General features: G+C 44.7%; 20 protein-coding genes. 4 read left to right on the top strand and 16 right to left on the bottom strand.

The window, feature by feature from the left end:
- Positions 1–8 precede the first annotated feature (8 nt).
- Positions 9–1,106, top strand: a complete 1,098-nt coding sequence (locus tag ACHUFQ_RS01015; protein WP_394172130.1) for a polysaccharide deacetylase family protein — start codon at positions 9–11, stop codon at positions 1,104–1,106.
- Between the two features lie 75 nt (positions 1,107–1,181).
- Here the strand turns inward: ACHUFQ_RS01015 and ACHUFQ_RS01010 are convergent, their stop codons facing one another.
- Positions 1,182–1,832 (bottom strand): class I SAM-dependent methyltransferase, encoded by a 651-nt coding sequence (locus ACHUFQ_RS01010; RefSeq protein WP_394172128.1) that lies wholly within the window; start codon positions 1,830–1,832, stop codon positions 1,182–1,184.
- A 339-nt stretch (positions 1,833–2,171) separates the two neighbouring features.
- Here ACHUFQ_RS01010 and ACHUFQ_RS01005 point away from each other — a divergent pair, with 339 nt between their 5' ends.
- Complete coding sequence (locus ACHUFQ_RS01005; protein ID WP_394172126.1) at positions 2,172–2,837, top strand: glutathione S-transferase family protein; 666 nt, start codon at positions 2,172–2,174, stop codon at positions 2,835–2,837.
- 97 nt (positions 2,838–2,934) lie between these two features.
- On the opposite strand, the gene ACHUFQ_RS01000 is transcribed toward ACHUFQ_RS01005, so the two are convergent.
- The 7 genes from ACHUFQ_RS01000 to ACHUFQ_RS00970 all read right to left on the bottom strand — a co-directional run bounded on the left by ACHUFQ_RS01000 (position 2,935) and on the right by ACHUFQ_RS00970 (position 10,735).
- Positions 2,935–3,330: a hypothetical protein gene (locus ACHUFQ_RS01000; RefSeq protein WP_394172125.1), complete on the bottom strand. Its 396-nt coding sequence runs from the start codon at positions 3,328–3,330 to the stop codon at positions 2,935–2,937.
- A 23-nt stretch (positions 3,331–3,353) separates the two neighbouring features.
- On the bottom strand, positions 3,354–3,737 hold the full coding sequence (locus tag ACHUFQ_RS00995; RefSeq protein ID WP_394172123.1) for a hypothetical protein: 384 nt from the start codon (positions 3,735–3,737) through the stop codon (positions 3,354–3,356).
- Positions 3,738–3,959: 222 nt separating this feature from the next.
- Positions 3,960–5,369: an NAD(P)/FAD-dependent oxidoreductase gene (locus ACHUFQ_RS00990; protein ID WP_394172121.1), complete on the bottom strand. Its 1,410-nt coding sequence runs from the start codon at positions 5,367–5,369 to the stop codon at positions 3,960–3,962.
- Positions 5,370–5,453: 84 nt separating this feature from the next.
- Positions 5,454–6,929 (bottom strand): aldehyde dehydrogenase family protein, encoded by a 1,476-nt coding sequence (locus ACHUFQ_RS00985; RefSeq protein WP_394172119.1) that lies wholly within the window; start codon positions 6,927–6,929, stop codon positions 5,454–5,456.
- Positions 6,930–7,043: 114 nt separating this feature from the next.
- Positions 7,044–7,751 (bottom strand): cupin domain-containing protein, encoded by a 708-nt coding sequence (locus ACHUFQ_RS00980; protein WP_394172117.1) that lies wholly within the window; start codon positions 7,749–7,751, stop codon positions 7,044–7,046.
- Between the two features lie 125 nt (positions 7,752–7,876).
- Complete coding sequence (locus tag ACHUFQ_RS00975) at positions 7,877–9,367, bottom strand: CoA-acylating methylmalonate-semialdehyde dehydrogenase (RefSeq protein WP_394172115.1); 1,491 nt, start codon at positions 9,365–9,367, stop codon at positions 7,877–7,879.
- A gap of 30 nt (positions 9,368–9,397) precedes the next feature.
- Positions 9,398–10,735 carry an aspartate aminotransferase family protein gene (locus tag ACHUFQ_RS00970; protein WP_394172113.1) on the bottom strand — a complete coding sequence of 446 codons (1,338 nt, stop codon included), beginning with the start codon at positions 10,733–10,735 and terminating at the stop codon, positions 9,398–9,400.
- A gap of 142 nt (positions 10,736–10,877) precedes the next feature.
- Between ACHUFQ_RS00970 and ACHUFQ_RS00965 the strand changes: the two genes are divergently transcribed.
- Together ACHUFQ_RS00965 and ACHUFQ_RS00960 are read left to right on the top strand one after the other, a co-directional pair.
- Positions 10,878–11,795, top strand: a complete 918-nt coding sequence (locus ACHUFQ_RS00965) for a LysR family transcriptional regulator (protein WP_394172111.1) — start codon at positions 10,878–10,880, stop codon at positions 11,793–11,795.
- 84 nt (positions 11,796–11,879) lie between these two features.
- Entirely contained in the window at positions 11,880–12,146 is a 267-nt protein-coding gene (locus ACHUFQ_RS00960) for a DUF2970 domain-containing protein (RefSeq protein WP_394172109.1), read from the top strand.
- A 6-nt stretch (positions 12,147–12,152) separates the two neighbouring features.
- Here ACHUFQ_RS00960 and ACHUFQ_RS00955 read toward each other — a convergent pair whose 3' ends face one another.
- The 8 genes from ACHUFQ_RS00955 to ACHUFQ_RS00920 all read right to left on the bottom strand — a co-directional run bounded on the left by ACHUFQ_RS00955 (position 12,153) and on the right by ACHUFQ_RS00920 (position 19,645).
- Positions 12,153–12,983 (bottom strand): Dam family site-specific DNA-(adenine-N6)-methyltransferase, encoded by an 831-nt coding sequence (locus ACHUFQ_RS00955; RefSeq protein ID WP_394172107.1) that lies wholly within the window; start codon positions 12,981–12,983, stop codon positions 12,153–12,155.
- 20 nt (positions 12,984–13,003) lie between these two features.
- Positions 13,004–14,089, bottom strand: a complete 1,086-nt coding sequence (aroB, locus tag ACHUFQ_RS00950; protein ID WP_394172105.1) for a 3-dehydroquinate synthase — start codon at positions 14,087–14,089, stop codon at positions 13,004–13,006.
- Positions 14,090–14,095: 6 nt separating this feature from the next.
- Positions 14,096–14,614, bottom strand: a complete 519-nt coding sequence (aroK, locus tag ACHUFQ_RS00945) for a shikimate kinase AroK (protein ID WP_394172104.1) — start codon at positions 14,612–14,614, stop codon at positions 14,096–14,098.
- A gap of 148 nt (positions 14,615–14,762) precedes the next feature.
- Positions 14,763–16,826: a type IV pilus secretin PilQ gene (locus tag ACHUFQ_RS00940; RefSeq protein WP_394172102.1), complete on the bottom strand. Its 2,064-nt coding sequence runs from the start codon at positions 16,824–16,826 to the stop codon at positions 14,763–14,765.
- Between the two features lie 2 nt (positions 16,827–16,828).
- A complete protein-coding gene (locus ACHUFQ_RS00935; protein ID WP_394172100.1) occupies positions 16,829–17,365 on the bottom strand; it encodes a pilus assembly protein PilP in 537 nt (178 codons plus the stop codon).
- Positions 17,365–17,967, bottom strand: coding sequence for a type IV pilus inner membrane component PilO (locus tag ACHUFQ_RS00930; RefSeq protein WP_394172098.1), 603 nt, complete (start codon positions 17,965–17,967; stop codon positions 17,365–17,367). Before ACHUFQ_RS00930 ends, ACHUFQ_RS00935 begins: the two co-directional genes overlap by 1 nt.
- Positions 17,967–18,578 carry a PilN domain-containing protein gene (locus ACHUFQ_RS00925; RefSeq protein WP_394172097.1) on the bottom strand — a complete coding sequence of 204 codons (612 nt, stop codon included), beginning with the start codon at positions 18,576–18,578 and terminating at the stop codon, positions 17,967–17,969. Before ACHUFQ_RS00925 ends, ACHUFQ_RS00930 begins: the two co-directional genes overlap by 1 nt.
- Entirely contained in the window at positions 18,566–19,645 is a 1,080-nt protein-coding gene (locus tag ACHUFQ_RS00920; RefSeq protein WP_394172095.1) for a pilus assembly protein PilM, read from the bottom strand. The genes ACHUFQ_RS00925 and ACHUFQ_RS00920 overlap by 13 nt, the downstream gene beginning before the upstream one ends.
- Positions 19,646–19,740 lie beyond the last annotated feature (95 nt).

The raw sequence follows: 19,740 nt of genomic DNA, 5'->3' as shown, positions 1-19,740 counted from the left end.
AGGTTTGCATGACAATTTTAAAATCAACCTACCCTTATACAAAGGCGTTGTGTCTGCTGGCAATTTTACTAATAACCTTATCTCCAGGTCGGGTCCTGGGCGCTGTGATTCTGGTCTATCATCACGTCAGCACCGAAACACCTGCGAGCACATCACTGTCGCCGGAACAATTTAAAAAACATTTAACGTATCTGCGAGAAAATGAATTTACGGTTATCCCTTTAAATCAATTGATAGAAAGCCTCAAAGCCGGTAAAGCGGTGGCTGATAAGTCTGTGGTGATCACGTTTGATGATGGTTATACGGATATTTTTGAACAGGCCCACCCCATACTTAAGGCGTTTAATTACCCCTACACCCTCTTCATTAACCCAGGCAAAGTGGCAAAGAACAAATCCGGCTATTTAACCTGGGAACAATTGCAAAAAATGTCCGAAGATGGCGTGCTAATTGCCAATCATGGTTTGCATCATGATTCGTTGATCAAAACCCCTAAAGGGGTGTCAGCTACAAGCTGGGCTGCGCAAAAAATTGATGAATTGCAGCAATCTGAAAACATTCTAGCCGATAAGCTCGGGCAAAGCTGGAAATATTTCGCCTTGCCTTATGGTGAATATACTGCCGATATTCAACAAACGTTGCAGGCCTTAGGTTATGTGGTGTTTACCCAACAATCCGGCGCTGTCGGTGTCAATACTGATTTGACCGCAGTACCAAGGTTTCCGGCTTCACAGCCTTATGACAAAATAAAACCCCTGGCGACTAAGCTCAATGCCCTTCCATTTAATGTCGCTGCGCAAAGCCAGCGTAGCATTACGATTGTGGAACCCAACACAAGCCTGGAGCAATTGGATACACACATTGCATTGTCGGTTGAAGATTTCTATCGCTCGGGAATGAATTGTTTCGTTTCGGGGCAAGGGCAAGTGGATATTGCCTGGGCAAAAGATAACAAAAGTTTTAATTTACTCATTAAAAATCCTTTACCTAGCGGCAGAGTGCGGGCTAACTGTACCGCTTTGAGTATCGCGAATCCGGGACGTTATTATTGGTATTCACGCCCCTGGTTTGTGAAAAAAAGTGATGGTTCCTGGTACAAAGATTAATGGCACCATCGAGACTGGGATAGTAGCTCTACAAACAACGCTACGAAGCGGCCCTTGTGATTTATGTATATCGCATCAACGTGTATAAGTCAGGATATGACCTTTAAAATCCTGCGGTAGATAATCGTTGTTTTCGGGTTTTGATTGTGTCGCCGTAAAACCAAATGCCTGCATCCGAGTGCTGAGCTTATTTTTTCGGCCCCGACCTGGATCGACAATAATCACTTCACATTCAGGGTTTGAATGGTCATTGATAAAATTGGCGAGTAACTCTATATGAGTATCTTCATACAATAGGTCGCTGCCGATAATCACATCAAACTTGCCTAAATTATCGCTCTTTGCGGCCCAGTCTACTTGTTCAAAGGCGATATCTGCATCGCCATTTAACGATACATTGCGGTCGAGAAAGGTTTGAACTTCCGGGTGATAATCTGTTGCGGTGACATTGGTGGACAACTTATTTAATAGCAAACTTGAGAGCGCCATACCGCACCCTACTTCCAGAACACTTTTGGCTTCGGTGTCGAATTTCAGCATGTAGTGCGCCAACACAATACTAGATGGCCAGATCACGCCGAAAATTGGCCACGAAGCTGAGCAAATACCGAGTTTATCGGCGACACCTTCCGGGTCTGAGAATTCCTGACGGTTACGCAAGGTACAAACATGTATATCTATTTTACCAAACTCTATGGTTTGATAGTTTAATCGAAGAGCTGTCATTTGGCCGCCTGTTACTGCTTATGCTAAGCCAGGTATCGGAGATAAATGACAAAACGAGAATGGAGCATAAGGTCGAAATCTTTGGACCTTATCTGGGTTCGTCTGGGTTTTTCTGGTTTTTCTCTGTTTTTTGCTGGTCTGCTGGCGCTGAAATTCCCTCGGTATACGCCGATAAGGTATAACTAATGCCCAGTAAAACTGCTTCTAGAGTAAAGCATTTTAAACAAAAGGCAATGTATTTCAGGGTAACAGGCATTTACCAAATTGTCTGATTTGTCATTGATTTTACGATCACTTCCCCCCATATCCCAGATGTTGCTAATCAATAGAGAGATTTATATGAGCCAGGATTTAACCCTGTTCGGTGCCCCGATTTCCCCGTTTGTTCGAAAAGTTCGCCTTGTACTTGCCTATAAAGGTTTAAGTTATGAGCAAATCAATGTTCTGCCTTTTGCAGCAGAAATACCCACAGAGTTCAAAGATAATAGCCCACTAGGAAAGATTCCCTTGTTTAAAACAGGAGAAGACTACATCAGTGATTCAGAAGTGATCTGTGCTTACCTGGAAAAGGCATTTCCCGAAAAACCATTGCTGCCAAAAGAGCCGCTAGATGCCGCACGTGCTCTTTGGTTTAGTCAGTATGCCAGCAGTGTCATGGTTACCGCTATTGGTGCGCACCTATTTGCCGAACGGGTGTTAGCGCCGTTTGTTTTTAAACGTGATCCCATCGAATCGGATATCAAACTGGCATTGGAAACTGAAATTCCGGCAATACTCAACTACCTGGAAAGCCAGTTGCAAAGTGACTTTCTAGTCGGTAATGCACTGACGTTTGCCGACATCATGGTCGGAGGCATGTTTATGACCCTGCACTATTGTAATGAGCAGGTTGATAAGACCCTCTACCCTAAAGTTTCTGCGTATGTGGAGCGTGTTCATAATGAACCTGTCTTTGCCAATATCATTAAAGAAGAAAAAGCGATGTTAAACGCAATGATCGCCTAATTCCTGATAGACATAAGAACTTACTCCGACTCGATTTGAGCAGATAATTGCCTTGCATCGAGTCGAGAGTGGATCCTAAGTGTTTAAAGGCCAGTACTTAATGGTAGGCATACAAAACCACGACTGAAAAAGCTACCGTGACCAACCCAACCGCTACATGAACTAATGGCGTCAGGCGCGCTATCCAGGCAATCAACCGCATAAAGCGATTTCGACCAATTAACATCAATACCAAACCTGCTGCGATTGAAACAAAACCAAGGATTTTAATCACTTCCGGTATTTTGCTCTGGCTGGCGGTATACAGTAATGCAGCACCAAAAATAAATCGTACAACAACCGCAAGGAAATGAAACAAAACCAGATGTTTGAATCGGCCTAAAAAACCGAAAATGGGTGATGGCAGTATGGTGATTACTACACCAAAGGCACCGATGAACATGGCAAACCAGCGGATAAATTCCAGAGCCCAGGTGGTAAGTGTTGCTTCCATATATTGCCCCTATAATTAAATTTTTAATGTAATGAGCTTAGCAAAAACACGCCCAGGATAAAGGCAAGTAAGCCGGCAATATGATGATATTTCGGACCAATAGACAATGCCCATTTCAGTATGGATTGAAACCGCTGTCGTCCAATAATCAAAAAGGCCAATGCAGCGATAATGGAAAGACTACCAAGTATCTGAAAAACCATAGGGAAACTTGATTGTGTGGCGACCCAAATTAATGCCACCCCTAATAACAATCGTACGACCACGGCAAGCACATGGGTGGATAATGCCTGACGATAACGCTCGATATAACCGTATATGGGTTGCGGAAATGCAAAAATCCATACGCCCATGACGATCATAAGCATGGCAAAAATATCGACAAAAAACAGCGCAGCATTGGACATAAGCACTCCTGCATCAGGTACATTACCAGTATAGATAACTTCCGATGTGGGGGTTAATCCCGAGGCGCTGAAACCAGAATGAAACACTTAAACCCATAAAACGATTAAATTCCATGGTGCGTACCCGGATTGTTGTAATGAAGTTTCGATTAGATGGGTGTGTAGGATAAGATCAAAAAAGCCCAGGTCTGAAGCCCGGGCTTTTTCGTGTCTGAATCATGGTTAACAGGTAAACCCCATATTAAGCTTATCCAATAATTTTAACCATAACCCGCGCTTACCATTATTATTATCCGCTCGCACCAGCGCCGCATGGGTCAGTTTGTATCCTAGCCAACGAATAGGCTCCGGCGCCCATGGCATAGGTTTTTTCTGGACAAACTGTAAATCGAGGATCTCTGAGGGATCATAGCCCAATAACTCCAAGGCAATACGAGCACCAAAACGTGAGGCGCCGACACCCAGACCAGTATATCCCACGGCCCACGCAACCCGACCATCATAGGCACTTCCCGGGACCATACAGAAGCGCGTGGACGTAGCGATGATACCGCTCCAGCGATGGGTAAATTTGATCCCTTTTAACAGCGGAAATGTCTCGAAAAATTCTTGCGCCAATTGTTCAAAAGCTTCTGGCACATCAGCGCAGTCGCGTCGGGAAATATTCTTATTATAGTAATAACGAACCGCACCGCCGCCGCCCCAGGTAATACGCTTGTCTTTGGTCAGGCGATAATAGTGGAACATATTATTAAACTCACCCAACGCATGGTGGAATTTATCCCAGCCAATCAGTTGCAATTGCTCGTCAGTAAGTGGTTCGGTGGCAATTTGATAATCCCAAACGGGAATGATCGATTTTCGAATTTGTCGTACTGGAGAGCGAAACGCGTTGGTACCCATTAATACTTTTTTACAGGTAATAATGCCACTAGGACAAAACGCCTTCATTCGCCCTCGACTGCGAGGTAGCAATTTGTCTACCGGAGTGTGCTCATAAATGCGTACCCCCAGCTCAAGCAGTACCCGCTTTAATCCCCAGCAAATGCGCGCTGGATTTACGATACCATCCAGGCCGTTTCGAAACAGCAAACCGGCTTTATAGGTTGGCGAATTTACCTGTTCCTGCATTTCTTCTTCATCGAACCAGGTAACATCTTCGCCAGCAGCTTTTTCTTCTTCGTAGTATTCGCGCAGATCTTTTAGCTGGCCTTCATCAACAGCAACCTCGGTTTCACCGACACACTCATAGTGGGCGTCAATATTGTATTTTTTAAAGGTCGCCAGCATTTCCCGAAGATTTTGTTTGCCCAGTTCATACAGGATCTCTTCTTCGCCGGGAAAGTGATGTTCAGAGTTTGCTTCGCCATGAGCTAAATCGGCACTTAAAAAACCACCATTACGCCCGGAAGCGCCATCGGCAATAAAGGTTTTTTCAATAAGTACAATGTCCAGATCAGGACGACGCTCTTTCGCTTGCAGGGCACCCCAAAGGCCGGTGAATCCGCCACCGACCACTAATAACTCGCAGCTAATGTTCTCTTCCAAAGCAGGCTCTGGTTCAGGACGATCCGGTGAATCGAGCCAGACTGAACCATATTTTGAATCTTTTAACGCTTCGGCGTACTGCATAAATCCTCTCGTTTAAATTGTTATTAGTGGCTCAAATGGTAATTTTCAAGCTTTTTGTGGTTTACGGATAACCACCAAACCGGTTTATTTAATGTACCAACCCCATGGTTGCTCTGGATCGTAAGACGTAATTTGTTTGGTTTCCAGATAGTTATTTAAACCCCAGGTTCCCAGCTCTCGGCCAATACCTGACTGTTTGTAACCGCCCCATGGCGCTTCAACAAAGGTAGGTTGCGAGCAATTTACCCAAATAATACCCGCCCTTAATGCCCGGGCAACGCGATCACAGCGTTGCAAATCTTTCGACATCACAGCACCAGCAAGACCAAAACGGCTATCATTGGCCAGCGCAACGGCTTCTGCTTCTGTGGTAAATGGCTTGACGCACACCACAGGGCCAAAAATTTCTTCTTTCCAGATCCACGAATCTTCCGGCACATCGGTAAAAATGGTGGGTTTCACATAGTAGCCTGTTGGCAGATGTTCTGGACGCTCACCGCCGTAGGCGAGAGTTGCTCCTTCTTGCTGACCTTTTTCGATTGCCGCCAACACTTTCTCATATTGACTTTGATTGACCAGTGGCCCCAGTAAAACGCCATCTTCATTACCTTCGCCTATGGTGATTTTTTTCGCTTCCGCTATCAGGCGTTCCATTAATTTCGGGTACAGTGATTGTTCCACCAGAACTCGGGAAGTGGCTGAGCAAACCTGGCCCTGATTCCAGAAAATACCAAACATGATCCACTCTACGGCTTGTTCGATATCGGTATCTGAGAATATGATTAACGGCGATTTCCCCCCCAATTCAAGGCTGATGTTTTTCACCTGATTAGCGGCCATCGCCATAATTCGACTGCCCGTTGGCACCGATCCGGTAAACGCCATTTTATCGACGTCAGGATGTTCTGCTAACGGCTGTCCCGCGTCCGGTCCTGTGCCAGTGACAATATTAAGTACCCCAGGCGGTAACTCAGCCTGCTCGGCAATCTGTGCCAGTGCTATCGCGGTCAAAGGTGTGACTTCCGAAGGTTTCAATACCATGGTACAGCCGGCGGCTAATGCCGGGGCAACTTTCCAGGCTGCCATAAGCATCGGAAAATTCCAGGGAATAATCGCACCGGCGACACCGACAGGCTCTTTAACGGCCTTGCTGGTAAATCTGGATTCAGGTACTTCGATAACGTCATCATCCTGCTCATCCATCTGTTCGGCAAGTGAGGCATAAAATTCGAAACAACCGGCAGTATCTTCAATATCCCATTCGGCCTCAGGATAGGGTTTGCCATTATCTTCCACTTCCAGCTTTGCTAGCTCGGTTAAACGCTCGTTAATTAACGCGGCGATTTTACGCAAATAAGCACCACGTTCTTTACCGGACAGTCTCGGCCATGGGCCATGGTCAAAGGCATTTCTCGCCGCACTTACGGCCTTATCAATATCCGCCTTATTGCCAGCAGCTACGTCTTTAATCGGCTGCTGTGTGGCTGGATTAATGGTAGCGAACGAACCTTGGCTATCCGCTTGTTGCCATTGTCCGTCAATATAATGTGTAAAAGTCATAATACTGCCTACGCGATTCCCTGTTAAATTAACTGGATGATTCAATTGTTAAATTTATTGAACACTTAACCTATTATGTTCATTTTTTTGCTTTAGGGTCAATATCCCCGGCATTTAGCTCTGGCCGTTATCTGATATATTGATTAACACCACATAACCACTGGAATGACTGAGAAAATTCAGATTTTCCGAGTTAAACTGTTCAATGAGCATCACCTGAGCACTTTGACACTGATTTTGCGCAGCGTCGGACGTTGACGCGGCGGATTGATAAATGGCACAACCCTGCTGACAATAAACAGCCGCCAACGAAGCTCGAAGATTATTGCGTTTGGCGTGGGTAAATTCCGACCAGGAGTATACCGAAAAACTTTTTGCCTCATTTACATACGGCACATCGTTATAATTCGGACCAAAAATTTGAATATCGGTTGCCTGTGCATTGGACGGACAAATAGTCGGGTTATCCACAATCACAAACAGCTTTTTCAAATATCCCTGTTGCTGCCACTGACAATCGGTTCCATGCGGGATCACAAACCCTTCGTCGGTCTGCACCTGACGCATACTGCCTGTCGCCAGTGCGATATCGGCTTTGCCTTCCAGAACCACCATGAACTCCTCCATCGGATATGGTCCTGCAGTTTCACGCATCGAGGTGGTATCCCACAAGCCGACATAAATCCCCCGCTCTTCATCACTAAAAAATTCCTGAGTATGTTGGGTAGGTATGGCAGATTCGAACATATCGGCACTCAATTCATCGGCTTCTGTCGCTAATGGCTGAGTTAACGTTGAGTAAATTTTCACTTCATTGGACATAAATTTTTCGTGTCTCTGTTGCCGGTGTTAGTTTCACTTTTGTTGTGACTATTTTACTGAGCGTGTGTCTGCTTTAATGGCAATGAGCATTGCCACTAAAACAGATAATATGGGAAGACTTACGGTTAACTCGGAAACGAGAAACTTACGCCTTCACGGACGCCACTTGACGGCCAGCGCTGAGTAATGGTTTTACGCTTGGTATAAAAACGGATACCGTCTGGTCCATAAGCATGCAAATCACCAAATAAGGAGCGCTTCCAACCGCCAAAACTATGATACGCCACCGGCACTGGTAAAGGCACATTAATACCGACCATACCGACTTGAATGTGGTCCGAGAAATAGCGAGCCGCTTCACCATCACGGGTAAAGATACAAGTCCCATTACCGTATTCGTGATCATCTATCAGTTGCATAGCTTCTTGCATGGTTTTGACACGAACCACTTGCAGTACAGGTCCAAAAATTTCGACTTTGTAACTGTCCATATCCGGTGTTACGCCATCAATTAATGTCGCACCAACAAAATAGCCATCGGGGTGACCTTCAACCTGAGGGTTACGGCCATCGACAACAACGTTTGCACCTTGCTCCTGAGCACTATTGATAAGACCATTGACGCGATCTTTATGCTGGCAAGTAATAACCGGACCAAAATCATTACTGGCATCCGAGTATGCGCCAACTTTTAAACCTTGCATCGCGGTTTTCATCTTCTCAACCAATGCATCACCGGCAGCATCGCCAACGGCAACAGCAACGGACAACGCCATACAACGTTCGCCAGATGAGCCAAACGCTGCGCCCAGCAATTGGTTCACCGCATTATCCATGTCCGCATCAGGCATAATAATCGCGTGGTTTTTCGCACCACCTAATGCCTGACAGCGTTTGCCATGTGCACTTGCGGTGGCATAAATGTATTCGGCAATAGGTGTCGAACCGACAAAGCTGACCGCTTTAACTCGCTCGTCAGTGAGTAAGGTATCAACAGCGACTTTATCGCCATTAACGACGTTTAACACGCCTGGCGGTAACCCAGCTTCGTGAAGTAGCTTCGCGATAAACAGGGTTGAGCTTGGATCACGCTCCGATGGTTTTAAGATAAAGGTGTTACCGCAGACAATTGCCAGAGGGAACATCCACATAGGGACCATTGCCGGAAAGTTAAATGGGGTAATACCCGCTACGACACCTAACGGTTGAAATTCGCTCCAGGAATCTATGCCTGGACCGACGTTGCGACTGTGTTCGCCTTTGAGTAAATGCGGCGCAGCACAAGCAAATTCGACATTTTCGATACCCCGTTGTAGTTCACCAGCGGCATCATGGCTGATTTTACCGTGTTCTTCACCGATCAGACGACAAATTTCATCGGCATTTTGTTCCAGTAATTCTTTGAAGCGAAACATGATACGAGCCCGCTTAATGGGTGGCGTAGCCCGCCAGGCTGGAAACGCCGCTTCGGCACTGGCGATTGCTTCTTCAACCGTCGCTACACTGGCCAGTAATACAGATTTTTCTGCTTTGCCAGTCGCAGGATTAAATACCGCTTGCTTCGGTTCGTCTAATTGAATGTCTTCGCCGTTAATTAAGTGGCCGATAATGGACATAGTTTTCTCACTTACTTCAAAGTTTAGGAATTATTCGGTTTCACCCAGGGCGTCGCCCAGGGCATTGATTAATAAATCGATTTCATCGGCTTGCGTGGTAAACGGCAAACCGAGCTGGATGGTATCGCCACCGTAACGAACATAGAATCCTTTTTGCCAGCAATTCATGGCAATTTCATAAGGTCTAAGTCCTGGTTGACCATCTTTTGCAGCGATGGTTAAACCACCGGCAAGACCGTAATTACGAATATCGGTTACGTGACTCGCACCTTTAAGGCTGTGTAATTTGTCGGCGAACACTGGTGCTAATTGTGCTGAACGCTCGATCAGTTGTTCGTTTTCAAGAATATCTAAGGTTGCTAATGCCGCAGCGCAGGCAACAGGATGGGCCGAATAGGTGTAACCGTGCGGTAGTTCGAGCATGTAATCAGGACCACCGGTCTCCATAAACGTATCGTAAATCTCCTGTCTGGCGATAACCGCCCCCATGGGCACCACACCATTGGTGATTTGCTTGGCAATCGTCATCAGATCTGGGGTGACATCGAATTCTTCAGCACCAGTTTTGCTACCGACGCGGCCAAAAGCGGTAATAACTTCATCGAAAATAAGCAAAATATTGTGACGATCACAGATTTCCCGAAGCTTTTTCAGATAACCTATCGGGGGCGGAATTACCCCGGCCGAACCCGCCATGGGCTCAACAATCACCGCCGCGATATTGCTCGCGTCATGCAATGCAATTTGCTGCTCAAGCTCCAACGCCAGATGAGCTCCAGTTTGTGGCATCCCTTGAGTAAAAACATTTTCCGGTAACATGGTATGCGGCAAGTGGATAGCATCAATCCCTTGACCATAAAGGGCACGATTAGGACCGATACCACCGACGCTGATACCACCCCAGTTCACACCATGGTAGCCTTTGGCTCGACCGATAAAGCGAGTTTTACTTGCCTGACCTTTTTTGCGCCAGTAACCACGGGCAATTTTAAGCGCGGTTTCAACCGACTCGGAACCGGATCCGGTAAAGAAAACCCGATTCAGGTCCTCTGGCATCCACTCACTGATGCGGTGCGCCAGTTCAAAGGATTTAGGCTGACCAAATTGAAACGCTGGCGAATAATCCAGAGACAGGGCCTGTTTCGAGATTGCCTCTGCAATTTCCCGACGGCCATGCCCCGCACCACAGGTCCATAGCCCGGATAAACCATCAAAAATTTTCCGCCCTTCACTATCGGTATAATAACGGCCTTCGGCACCGGTAATAAGCCTTGGATCCTGTTTGAACTGTCGGTTGCCAGTGAACGGCATCCAGTGAGCATCCAATTGTGCCTTGCTAAGTCCACATAATTTATTGTCAGTAGTCATTATTGTTACCTTTTAACCAGCAATCAGTGATTATTCATCTGGGCATTGTTGATGTTAATAGACTCATTATTGATGAAAATATAGATTATTAAATCCATATTTAATAAAGTAAGGTTAATGAATTAGTTAACTAATAAAATCTATGGTTCAAAATACAACGTTATTGCCGAAACAATTAGGCGATAGCCACATTCGCTTACTACGAATTTATAAATCGGTGGTGGAGAATGGTGGTTTTGCCAATGCCGAAGTCGACCTAAACATATCAAAGCCAGCAATATCGCAAGCAATTAGTGAGTTGGAGTCTTTATTAGCGATGCGTTTGTGTCATCGCGGCCGCGCGGGTTTTTCAGTGACTGAGCAAGGACAACAGGTATACCAATCGACTTTGCAGCTTCTAGCCAGCCTGGAAACATTTCGAGCCCAGGTTAATGGCATCAACACCGAGTTAAACGGTGAGTTGAATATTGGCATAACCGACAATATGGTGACAGTGCCACAAATGCGTATCACCGAGGCGATACGACGACTTAAACATCAGGCCCCTAAAGTCACCATCAATATTTCAATGATCCCACCCGAAGAGATAGAGTCCGGCATTCTTGATGGTCATCTGCATATTGGCATTGTTCCGTACCTGCGCAGTATCGCTGGGCTAAACTATTTCAAACTATATCAGGAAAGATCGCTGCTTTACTGTGCCACAAACCACCCATTGTTTGATAAAGACCTGAGTATGATCAGCGATCAGGCATTAACCGGCTATGATGCGGTCGTACCAACCTACCCTCAATCCCAAGAAAATAAACAGCAACAACTGCTGTTGAATGCAACCGCAACGTCAACGGACCGAGAAGGCATAGCTTTCTTGATATTAACCGGGCGTTTTATTGGGTTTTTACCGACCCACTTTGCCGAGCGCTGGATCAAAGAGGATAAAATGCGCGCCGTCGATGAACGTAATCGCCATTTCACTACTCAGTTTAGTGCGATCACCCGCAAAGGCGCTCGTAGTAATTTAATTTTAGAAGCCTATTTAGAAGCGCTAAACCATACTTGAATCGAGCTACGTAATCGCCGATGCTGTGAAGTACAATAAACGTTAGGGATACAGACCATGCACTTAGGGTTCAATTGGAAGGTTATGCTGGAGAAACTAGGTTTCCAGCTTAGTCGAATGCGAGGGATTAACGCGTCAAATATTTATGCCTCTAAAAGTAATCGCGGCATATGGCGCACCTTATCTAGTGTTATCGCGGCATTTTTTGGTGTGCAAAGTGAAAAGAATCGCGTTCAGGATTTTGAAAGTGGTAGCGCGTTACAATTTATCATTGTCGGCTTAATTGCCGTCATCGTGTTTGTATTAAGTCTGGTATGGGTCGTTACGCTGGTGTTGGACAGTGCCCAATAAAAAAGCTTAAACTTTAGGCTTATAGAGCGCCAGTAATTCGCCTACTTTATTGCGCTTACTTCCTTTTTGCGAAATGGTGCGAGCGACCTTAATCGCTTTTATCTTATCGGCATGTTCATAAATTTTTCGGGTCCAAATGGTATCATGATTAGAAATCAAAACCGTTACCCGTTTTTCCTGAGTTATCTCTTCGGCGGCATTAGCTAAATCTGCCTGCTCGTCCAGACCGAAGCCATTGCCAGCATAACTGGTAAAGCTGGCAGTTTTGCTCAGCGGCACATATGGGGGATCACAATAGATGACATCACCATCTTCTGCTCTTGCAAACGTATCGCGATAGTTTTCACAGACAAACTCTGTCACTTTTGCCTTTTGCGCAAATGCAGTGAGTTCATCCTGGGGAAAATATGGCCGCTTATATTTCCCAAACGGAACGTTATAGCCACCTTTACTATTGTAACGACACAATCCGTTATAGCCATGACGGTTCATATAAAGAAATAACAAAGAACGCAAATAAGGATCATCGGTCTCGTTAAATGCTTTTCGATGTAGGTAATATTGTTCTGCAAGATTTTGCTCAGGGGTGAACAATGCTTTGGCATCGATAATGAACTGTTCAGAGTTATTTTGTAACACCTTATAGAGATTAATTAAATCTCGATTGATGTCATTAAGCAGATATTGTGAGTAGCGGGTATTCAAATACACACTGGCAGCACCAGCAAAGGGTTCAATTAAGCGGCCACCTTTAGGCAGCATCTTACTGATTGTATCACTGAGGGTATATTTACCACCTGCCCACTTTAAAAAAGCGCGCTGTTTCTGCTGGCTCATTATGCTTATTGTTATTTATGTCACTGAGTGTCGGTAAGACAATCAATCACTTGGGCTAATTGCTGCTGGGTAACATCGTCAAAGATATCGCACTGACCGATTTTAATCGGCAGAATAAGACGAATTGTACCATTCATATTTTTCTTATCACGCTGCATATGGCGAATGAAATCGTCAAAGGACATGCTTGCTGGAGCCAACGTCGGTAAATCGAACTGCTTGACTAAATCGGTTACGGCAGCCACATCCGCAGCACTGATTAAATTCAGATCATGAGCAAGTTGCGACGCCATAATCATGCCGGTAGCAACGGCTTCTCCGTGCAACCATTGTCCGTACCCTAACTCCGCTTCAATGGCATGGCCAAACGTGTGGCCGAGATTTAAATGAGCACGAACCCCGGATTCTTTTTCATCACGACCAACAATATCCGCTTTAATGGCACAGCAGTGTTCAATCATGGTTGCCAATACCTGCGAATCTCTTGCCTTTATCGCCTGCTGATTTTCTATTAACCAGTCAAAAAACGCTCTATCTGCTAACACACCATACTTGATGACTTCCGCCATGCCAGCGGCAAATTCCCGTTCGGGTAACGTGTTTAAAGAATCTAAATCGATGAAAACGGCTTTAGGCTGGTAAAACGCGCCGATCATGTTTTTACCTAACGGATGATTGACTGCAGTTTTGCCACCGACTGACGAATCGACCTGAGAAAGTAATGTCGTAGGCACCTGGATAAAATCGATACCACGCTGATAACAGGCTGCAGCGAATCCGCTTAAATCACCAATAACACCGCCACCTAAGGCAATGATGGTGGAATCACGACCATGACCCTGTTCGAGCATATGGGCCATGATTAATTCGAAATTTTGTAAATTTTTGCTCGCTTCACCATCTTCAAGAATGATTTGGTCGAGGTTAAATTGTTTGAGGCTTTGCTTGAGTGTATCGAGATACAGGGGAGCAACGACGGTGTTGCTTAAGATGCACACACGCTTTGAACGTATGTATTGCGAAAGCAGGTTAGCGTCAGACAGTAACCCGCTTTCAATAAAAATTGGATAGCTGCGTTCATCCAGTGAAACAGTCAGGCTAGCCATTGTATGTTAGAAGTCCAGTCGTTCGATGATTTTACTCGCTACAACCTTAGCGCTTTGATCATCCGTTTGAACGATAACATCGGCGATTTCCTCATATAAAGGATTACGCTCTACTGCCAAATTTTCGAGCACGACACGCGGATCTTCTTTGGTTTGTAGTAATGGACGACGACGATCACGTTGTGTTCGCGCGACTTGTTTGTCGATGGTCGTTTCAAGGTAAACAACAATACCACGAGCTGACAAGCGGTTGCGAATTTGAGGACTGATCACACTACCACCGCCGGTGGCAAGGACAATACCTTGCAAGGCGGATAAATCTTCAATCACCGTTTCTTCTCTGAGACGGAAACCTTCTTCACCTTCAAGATCAAAAACCCAAGCAATATCTGCTCCAGTGCGACGCTCAATTTCCTGATCCGAGTCAAAAAACTCGAGGTGTAATTTTTCTGCCAATTCGCGGCCAATTGTGCTTTTACCGGCACCCATTGGGCCTACAAGGAAAATGTTACGTTTTTCTGCCATGAGATTACTTTAATACTCGTAAAATTGTTTAGTTAACGGGTTGAGGACACTCCTCGAAAAAATTAAGGGCGCAATTATCGCAATTGTTATGGGTTAATTGCAAGTAATGCGCCGTTAATTTACCGAAAACTTAAACTTCGGGGTACGATTAGAGAGCTTCGGTAACGATTCTAGGTGTTACAAAAATGAGTAGCTCTTTTTTCTCGTTAAATTCACTGCTGGTTCTGAATAACCAACCAACATAGGGAATATCACCTAATACAGGAACTTTTGAAACCGCATTGATAATTTGCTGCTGATAGATGCCACCGAGAACGATAGTTTCACCATTATTTACCAATACTTGCGTCGCAATTTCCTGTGTATCAATCGCAGTCGCCTGACCCGTACCCGTTTGAACGGTATCGCCACGCGTATCCTGAGTGATAACTAAGTCTAGTATAATACGATTATCAGGGGTAATTTGCGGTGTTACACGCAAACCAAGTACCGCTTTCTTAAATGTAACCGACGTTGCACCGGACGATGCAGCCTGTACAAACGGAATTTCCGTACCTTGTTCTATATACGCTTCTTTCTGGTTTGAAGTCGTAATTCTCGGACTGGCAATTATCTCACCCTTGTTTTCCTGCTCTAACGCTGAAAGTTCAAGATCAAGAATGGTACCATCGGCAAGACGTGCCACCTGGAAAGCGATGGTGCCTGCCGGTCCTGAGATAGGAAGATTAACATTAAGGCGCTCATCAACACCTGGAATCACCCCGGTATTTGCAGTATCGGCACCTGTCAACGTACCCGACGTTGCAAAATCACCACCGTTATGAGTCATGCCCCAGCGAATACCTAAATCTTCGCTGATATTGTCTTTAACGGTTACCATGCGCGATTCGATTACGACCTGGCGAATTGGAATATCCAGTACCGCTACCATGCGTTTGATATCTTCGATACTTTTTGCAGTATCGCGAATCAACAGCGTATTGGTGCGCTCATCAACGGTGACGCTACCGCGTTCCGAAAGTAAACTAGTCCCTTCATTTTTCAATAAACCGGCAAAGTCTGCAGCTTTTGCGTAGTTGATTTGTACATATTCACTATACAAAGGCGCCAAATCAGAGACTTGCTGCTGTGCTTGTAAATCACGGGCTTCACGAGCAATTAATTCATCGTTTGGCGCGATCATCAGGATGTTACCATCCATGCGCTTACCAAGGCCTTTGACTTTTAAAATAATATCCAGCGCCTGATCCCACGGCACCCCGTCTAAACGCAGAGTAATATTACCCGCAACGGTGTCGGAAGTTACCAGGTTAAAACCGTTATAATCGGCAATGATTTGCAGCACGGTGCGAATCGGAATGTCCTGAAAGTTTAACGAAATCGCTTTACCGTTAAAGTCCTGGCCATTTTCCAGATACGATTTTTTCTCTTCCATCTCTTTAATAGACAGAGAGAAAATGTTGTCTACCTGATTATGCTCAAAATTAAAAGGACGGTTGGTTTCGATCTCTATACGGGCATTGTCACCTTCTTTAAAGGTTTCAATGCTGGTCACCAGAGTGCCAAAGTCGGTCACATCAAGTTTGTATAACAGGTCTTCAAGAATGCTGGTGTTATGGAATACCATTTCAATCTTACCCAGCACTTCTTTAACATCCACTAGTGACTGACTGTCATCTAAAAAGACCAGTACCTGACCAGAACTTTCTTCACCCTTTCTAAAATCGATCGCCTGGATATTGTTGATAAATCCGGAGTCATCATTACTGGCAACCGGCACATCATCATAAGTATTCAGACCGTTTAACAGGATAACGAACTTACCTTCAACAACAGCAGATTGATAAAGTTTTAAATCATCCAGATAAATATCTGCAGTCACTTTACCGGCGCTTTTCTTAACACGGATATTTTTAATGCCCGCATGATTTACATCAGTCTGGGTCAGTGGTTCGACAAAACTATCGGCATCAAAGATGATTTGAATACGTGCAGGATCGGTGAATGTCTTTACTTCTGGTTCTGAACTTAATGGTTCGTTAAATCCAAAGGTAAACTCAACTTCATCGGCCAACAATGTATTGTAATAAATGTCATTTAATTCGGTTTCTGCCCTGGAGGAAAATGATACTAATATCAAAAAAGCAGATAATAAAACACCAAGGGTCTGGCGTGCCGTTATTCGGCCTGTAATATAATTATTATTCTTCATAATTACGAGTTCCCTTGCCCCTCTTGATCCTGGTCAATCATACTCAACGTAGTCTCACGTTCAACCCAACAGCCAGCGCCATCAGGAATCAATTCAACGATAATGACTTCTTCCTGGCCGACATTGGTAATGCGTCCATTATACAAGCCCAAATAACTACCCACAGATATACGATGTAACGTTGCATCTGAAGCCTCTACTAAGGCCCAGATAAACCCTTCATCTCCGAGGGTACCTCTCATGTTAAGACTTTCCAGCGCAAATTTTTCCAGGGGCTGCTTACGCCGCATTGGATCCGGATGCAGACAATCAGTCATTTGTTGCATTTTTTCCTGAATGGCTTCCGGTTTTGGTGCAACGAAGGGACTGCGCAGTGCAAACGCGGAATAATCAAAATGATTAAACTCCGCCAGTGTTGGCATTGGCTGAATCGTGCTGGTTGTCGTTGCCTTAACATGTTCTGTGTATTCTTTGATGTCGGTTAGATCATCAAAGCAAGCCGATAAGAAAAATACGGAAAGTAATACTAGATAACGCATTATTTACTCTCCCTGTATTTGTACGTTTTGGCCTGTAATTTTAAACTTAGTGAATTATCATCACCCTTGATATCACCGATAATGGTGAAATCATGTAGGGTTACAATTCGCGGTAACCCCGCGACTTTACTAACAAATTCTCCAAAGTCATGGTAACTTCCCGAGACTTCAACTTCAATGGGTAATTCAACATAGAATTCCTGTGGAATTTCCGGTTGCCAGTTTAGCTTCTTAAAATCGAGGCGGCTGGTAGTTCCCACAAAGGTGATATCATCCAGCAAACCCGGGGTTTCATGACTTTCAGGAAGACGTTTAACCTGATTACGGAATAACTCTTCAGCTTCTTCCATCTGATCACGAAACTGCTCTAAATTTGCCGCAACTTTATATTTTGACTTGTAGTCAATACGCAGTTTGCTTTCTTTAGCAACTTCGGTTTCAAGTGCCGCGATTTTATCATTGACTAACAAATAAAATGCCATTGCACCAAGGAGAATAACCATAAACAACGCCAGTAACGCCTTAGCGGCTTTTGGCCATTGGCCTATGTTGTTTAATTCGAGATTATCAAACTGAGAAGTGTCGAAATTTTTGAAATCCATTATCGACCCCCTACATTTTTATTTTTGCCTTTGCCATTACGATTAGCACTAGCTTGTTCTTCATTACTTAGTAAACCCTTAATGCGCAGGTTCATTTTGAAATCACTCAACAAGGTATTGCCATTCTTACTGGCTGTAATCGATTCCAGTTCGGCGTCAGCCAGTAACTCAGAGCTTTGTACTTCACGGATCATATTGGCAAGATGGTTATTGGATTCACTCTTACCGATAATGGATAACTCTGCCCCATTTTTTTCCAGGCGGACAAGGTAAATACCGGAAGGGACAATCTTAGCCATTTCGTCCAGTACTTGAGTACCGACATTACGACTTTTTTGTAATTGCTCAATAAGTTTCATCCGCTGAATCAAATCTTTCTTCTTTTGTTCCAGGGTATTGATCTCGGCAATTTTAGTGTCGAGGATTTTGATTTCATTGGTCAGATATTGATTACGTGCCTGCTGGCCATCAATGCGCGCCTGAAAATAAGAGCTAATCAGGAAAAATATTAAAAACGTTGCGAGCGCCAGAAATGCCAAAATTGACAAATATTGCTGTTGTTGCAGCCGTTGCGCCTCTTCCCGCCAGGGGAGAAGGTTTATATGTGGCATGGTGAAAAACTCCTTAACGCAAGTCCAGAAGCAACCATTAGTTGGGGGGCGACTTTAGCAAGTTCTATTTGGTCGACGTCAACACTTATACTCATGTTGTTAAATGGATCAGCAACTATCGTGTGAATACCCAATTCCGTGGTCAGTAACTCTTTAATGCTCTCCAGGTTGGCGGAGCCACCAGAGATCACCAGATAATCAAGTTTATCTTTACCGCTAAATGTCAGGTACATTTGGATGGCCCGACGGATTTGTTGAATCAAGGTTGTCTGGAATGGCGCCAGAACCTCGAATGTATAGGTTTGCGGTAACGTTCCGGACAATTTTTCCCTTTCCGCTTCCTCAAAAGATTTATTGTAATAAGATACAATTGAGCGGGTATATTGTTCCGAGCCAAACAGCTGATCTCTCGTATAAATATTTTTACCATCTTCCGGTACTGCAAACAAGGTCATCGTTGCGCCAATATCGATATAGGCGACCACTTTGTCCTGGGCATCATCGGGTAACATAGGTAAGCATAAGTCGCTGGCACGGGCTAGAGCGAAGGATTCAACATCAACCACTTTGGTTTGGAAGCCACCGGTTTCCAGGGAAGACACCCGGGCTTCTACCGTTTCGGTACGTACAGCACTTAACAGAATATTGTTTTTACTTGGATCGGCTTCATTCACCTCGATTTTTTCAAAATCCAGGCTTACTTCATCAAGTGGATAAGGTATTAAGCTGTCGGCTTCAATTTCGATTTGACTGGCAAGTTCGTCGTCGGTCAGCGAAACGTCCATATAAATGGTTTTGGTAATAACAGTTGAACCGGAAACGGCAACCGCAGCATTACTTACCGAAGACATGACTTTTTTGCGAATTTTTCGTATGACTGCGCCAACGGCTTCGATATCCTGAACTTTGCGTTCAACGATAGCACCCTTTGGCATTGGCTCAATTGCATAGGCATCCAGTTGATAGCCCTGAGCACCTTCGCTAATCAGTACCGCTTTTACAGAATGCGATCCAATGTCGACCCCCACCATCAGTGAGGCATTTTTATTCCATAATTTACTTAGCATAACTTCCCATACATATTGTTATTAATCTTTGCTTGGGGGCTCTGGATTATCCTGTGTACGCTTTTGCAATGTTCAACATTGCCGGCGAGCGATTT

This window comes from Thalassotalea litorea (assembly GCF_043642205.1).
Classification (GTDB): Bacteria; Pseudomonadota; Gammaproteobacteria; order Enterobacterales; family Alteromonadaceae; genus Thalassotalea_A; species Thalassotalea_A litorea.
The sequence above is the reverse complement of the archived record's forward strand: the minus strand, read 5'-3'. Positions and strand labels throughout refer to the sequence as shown.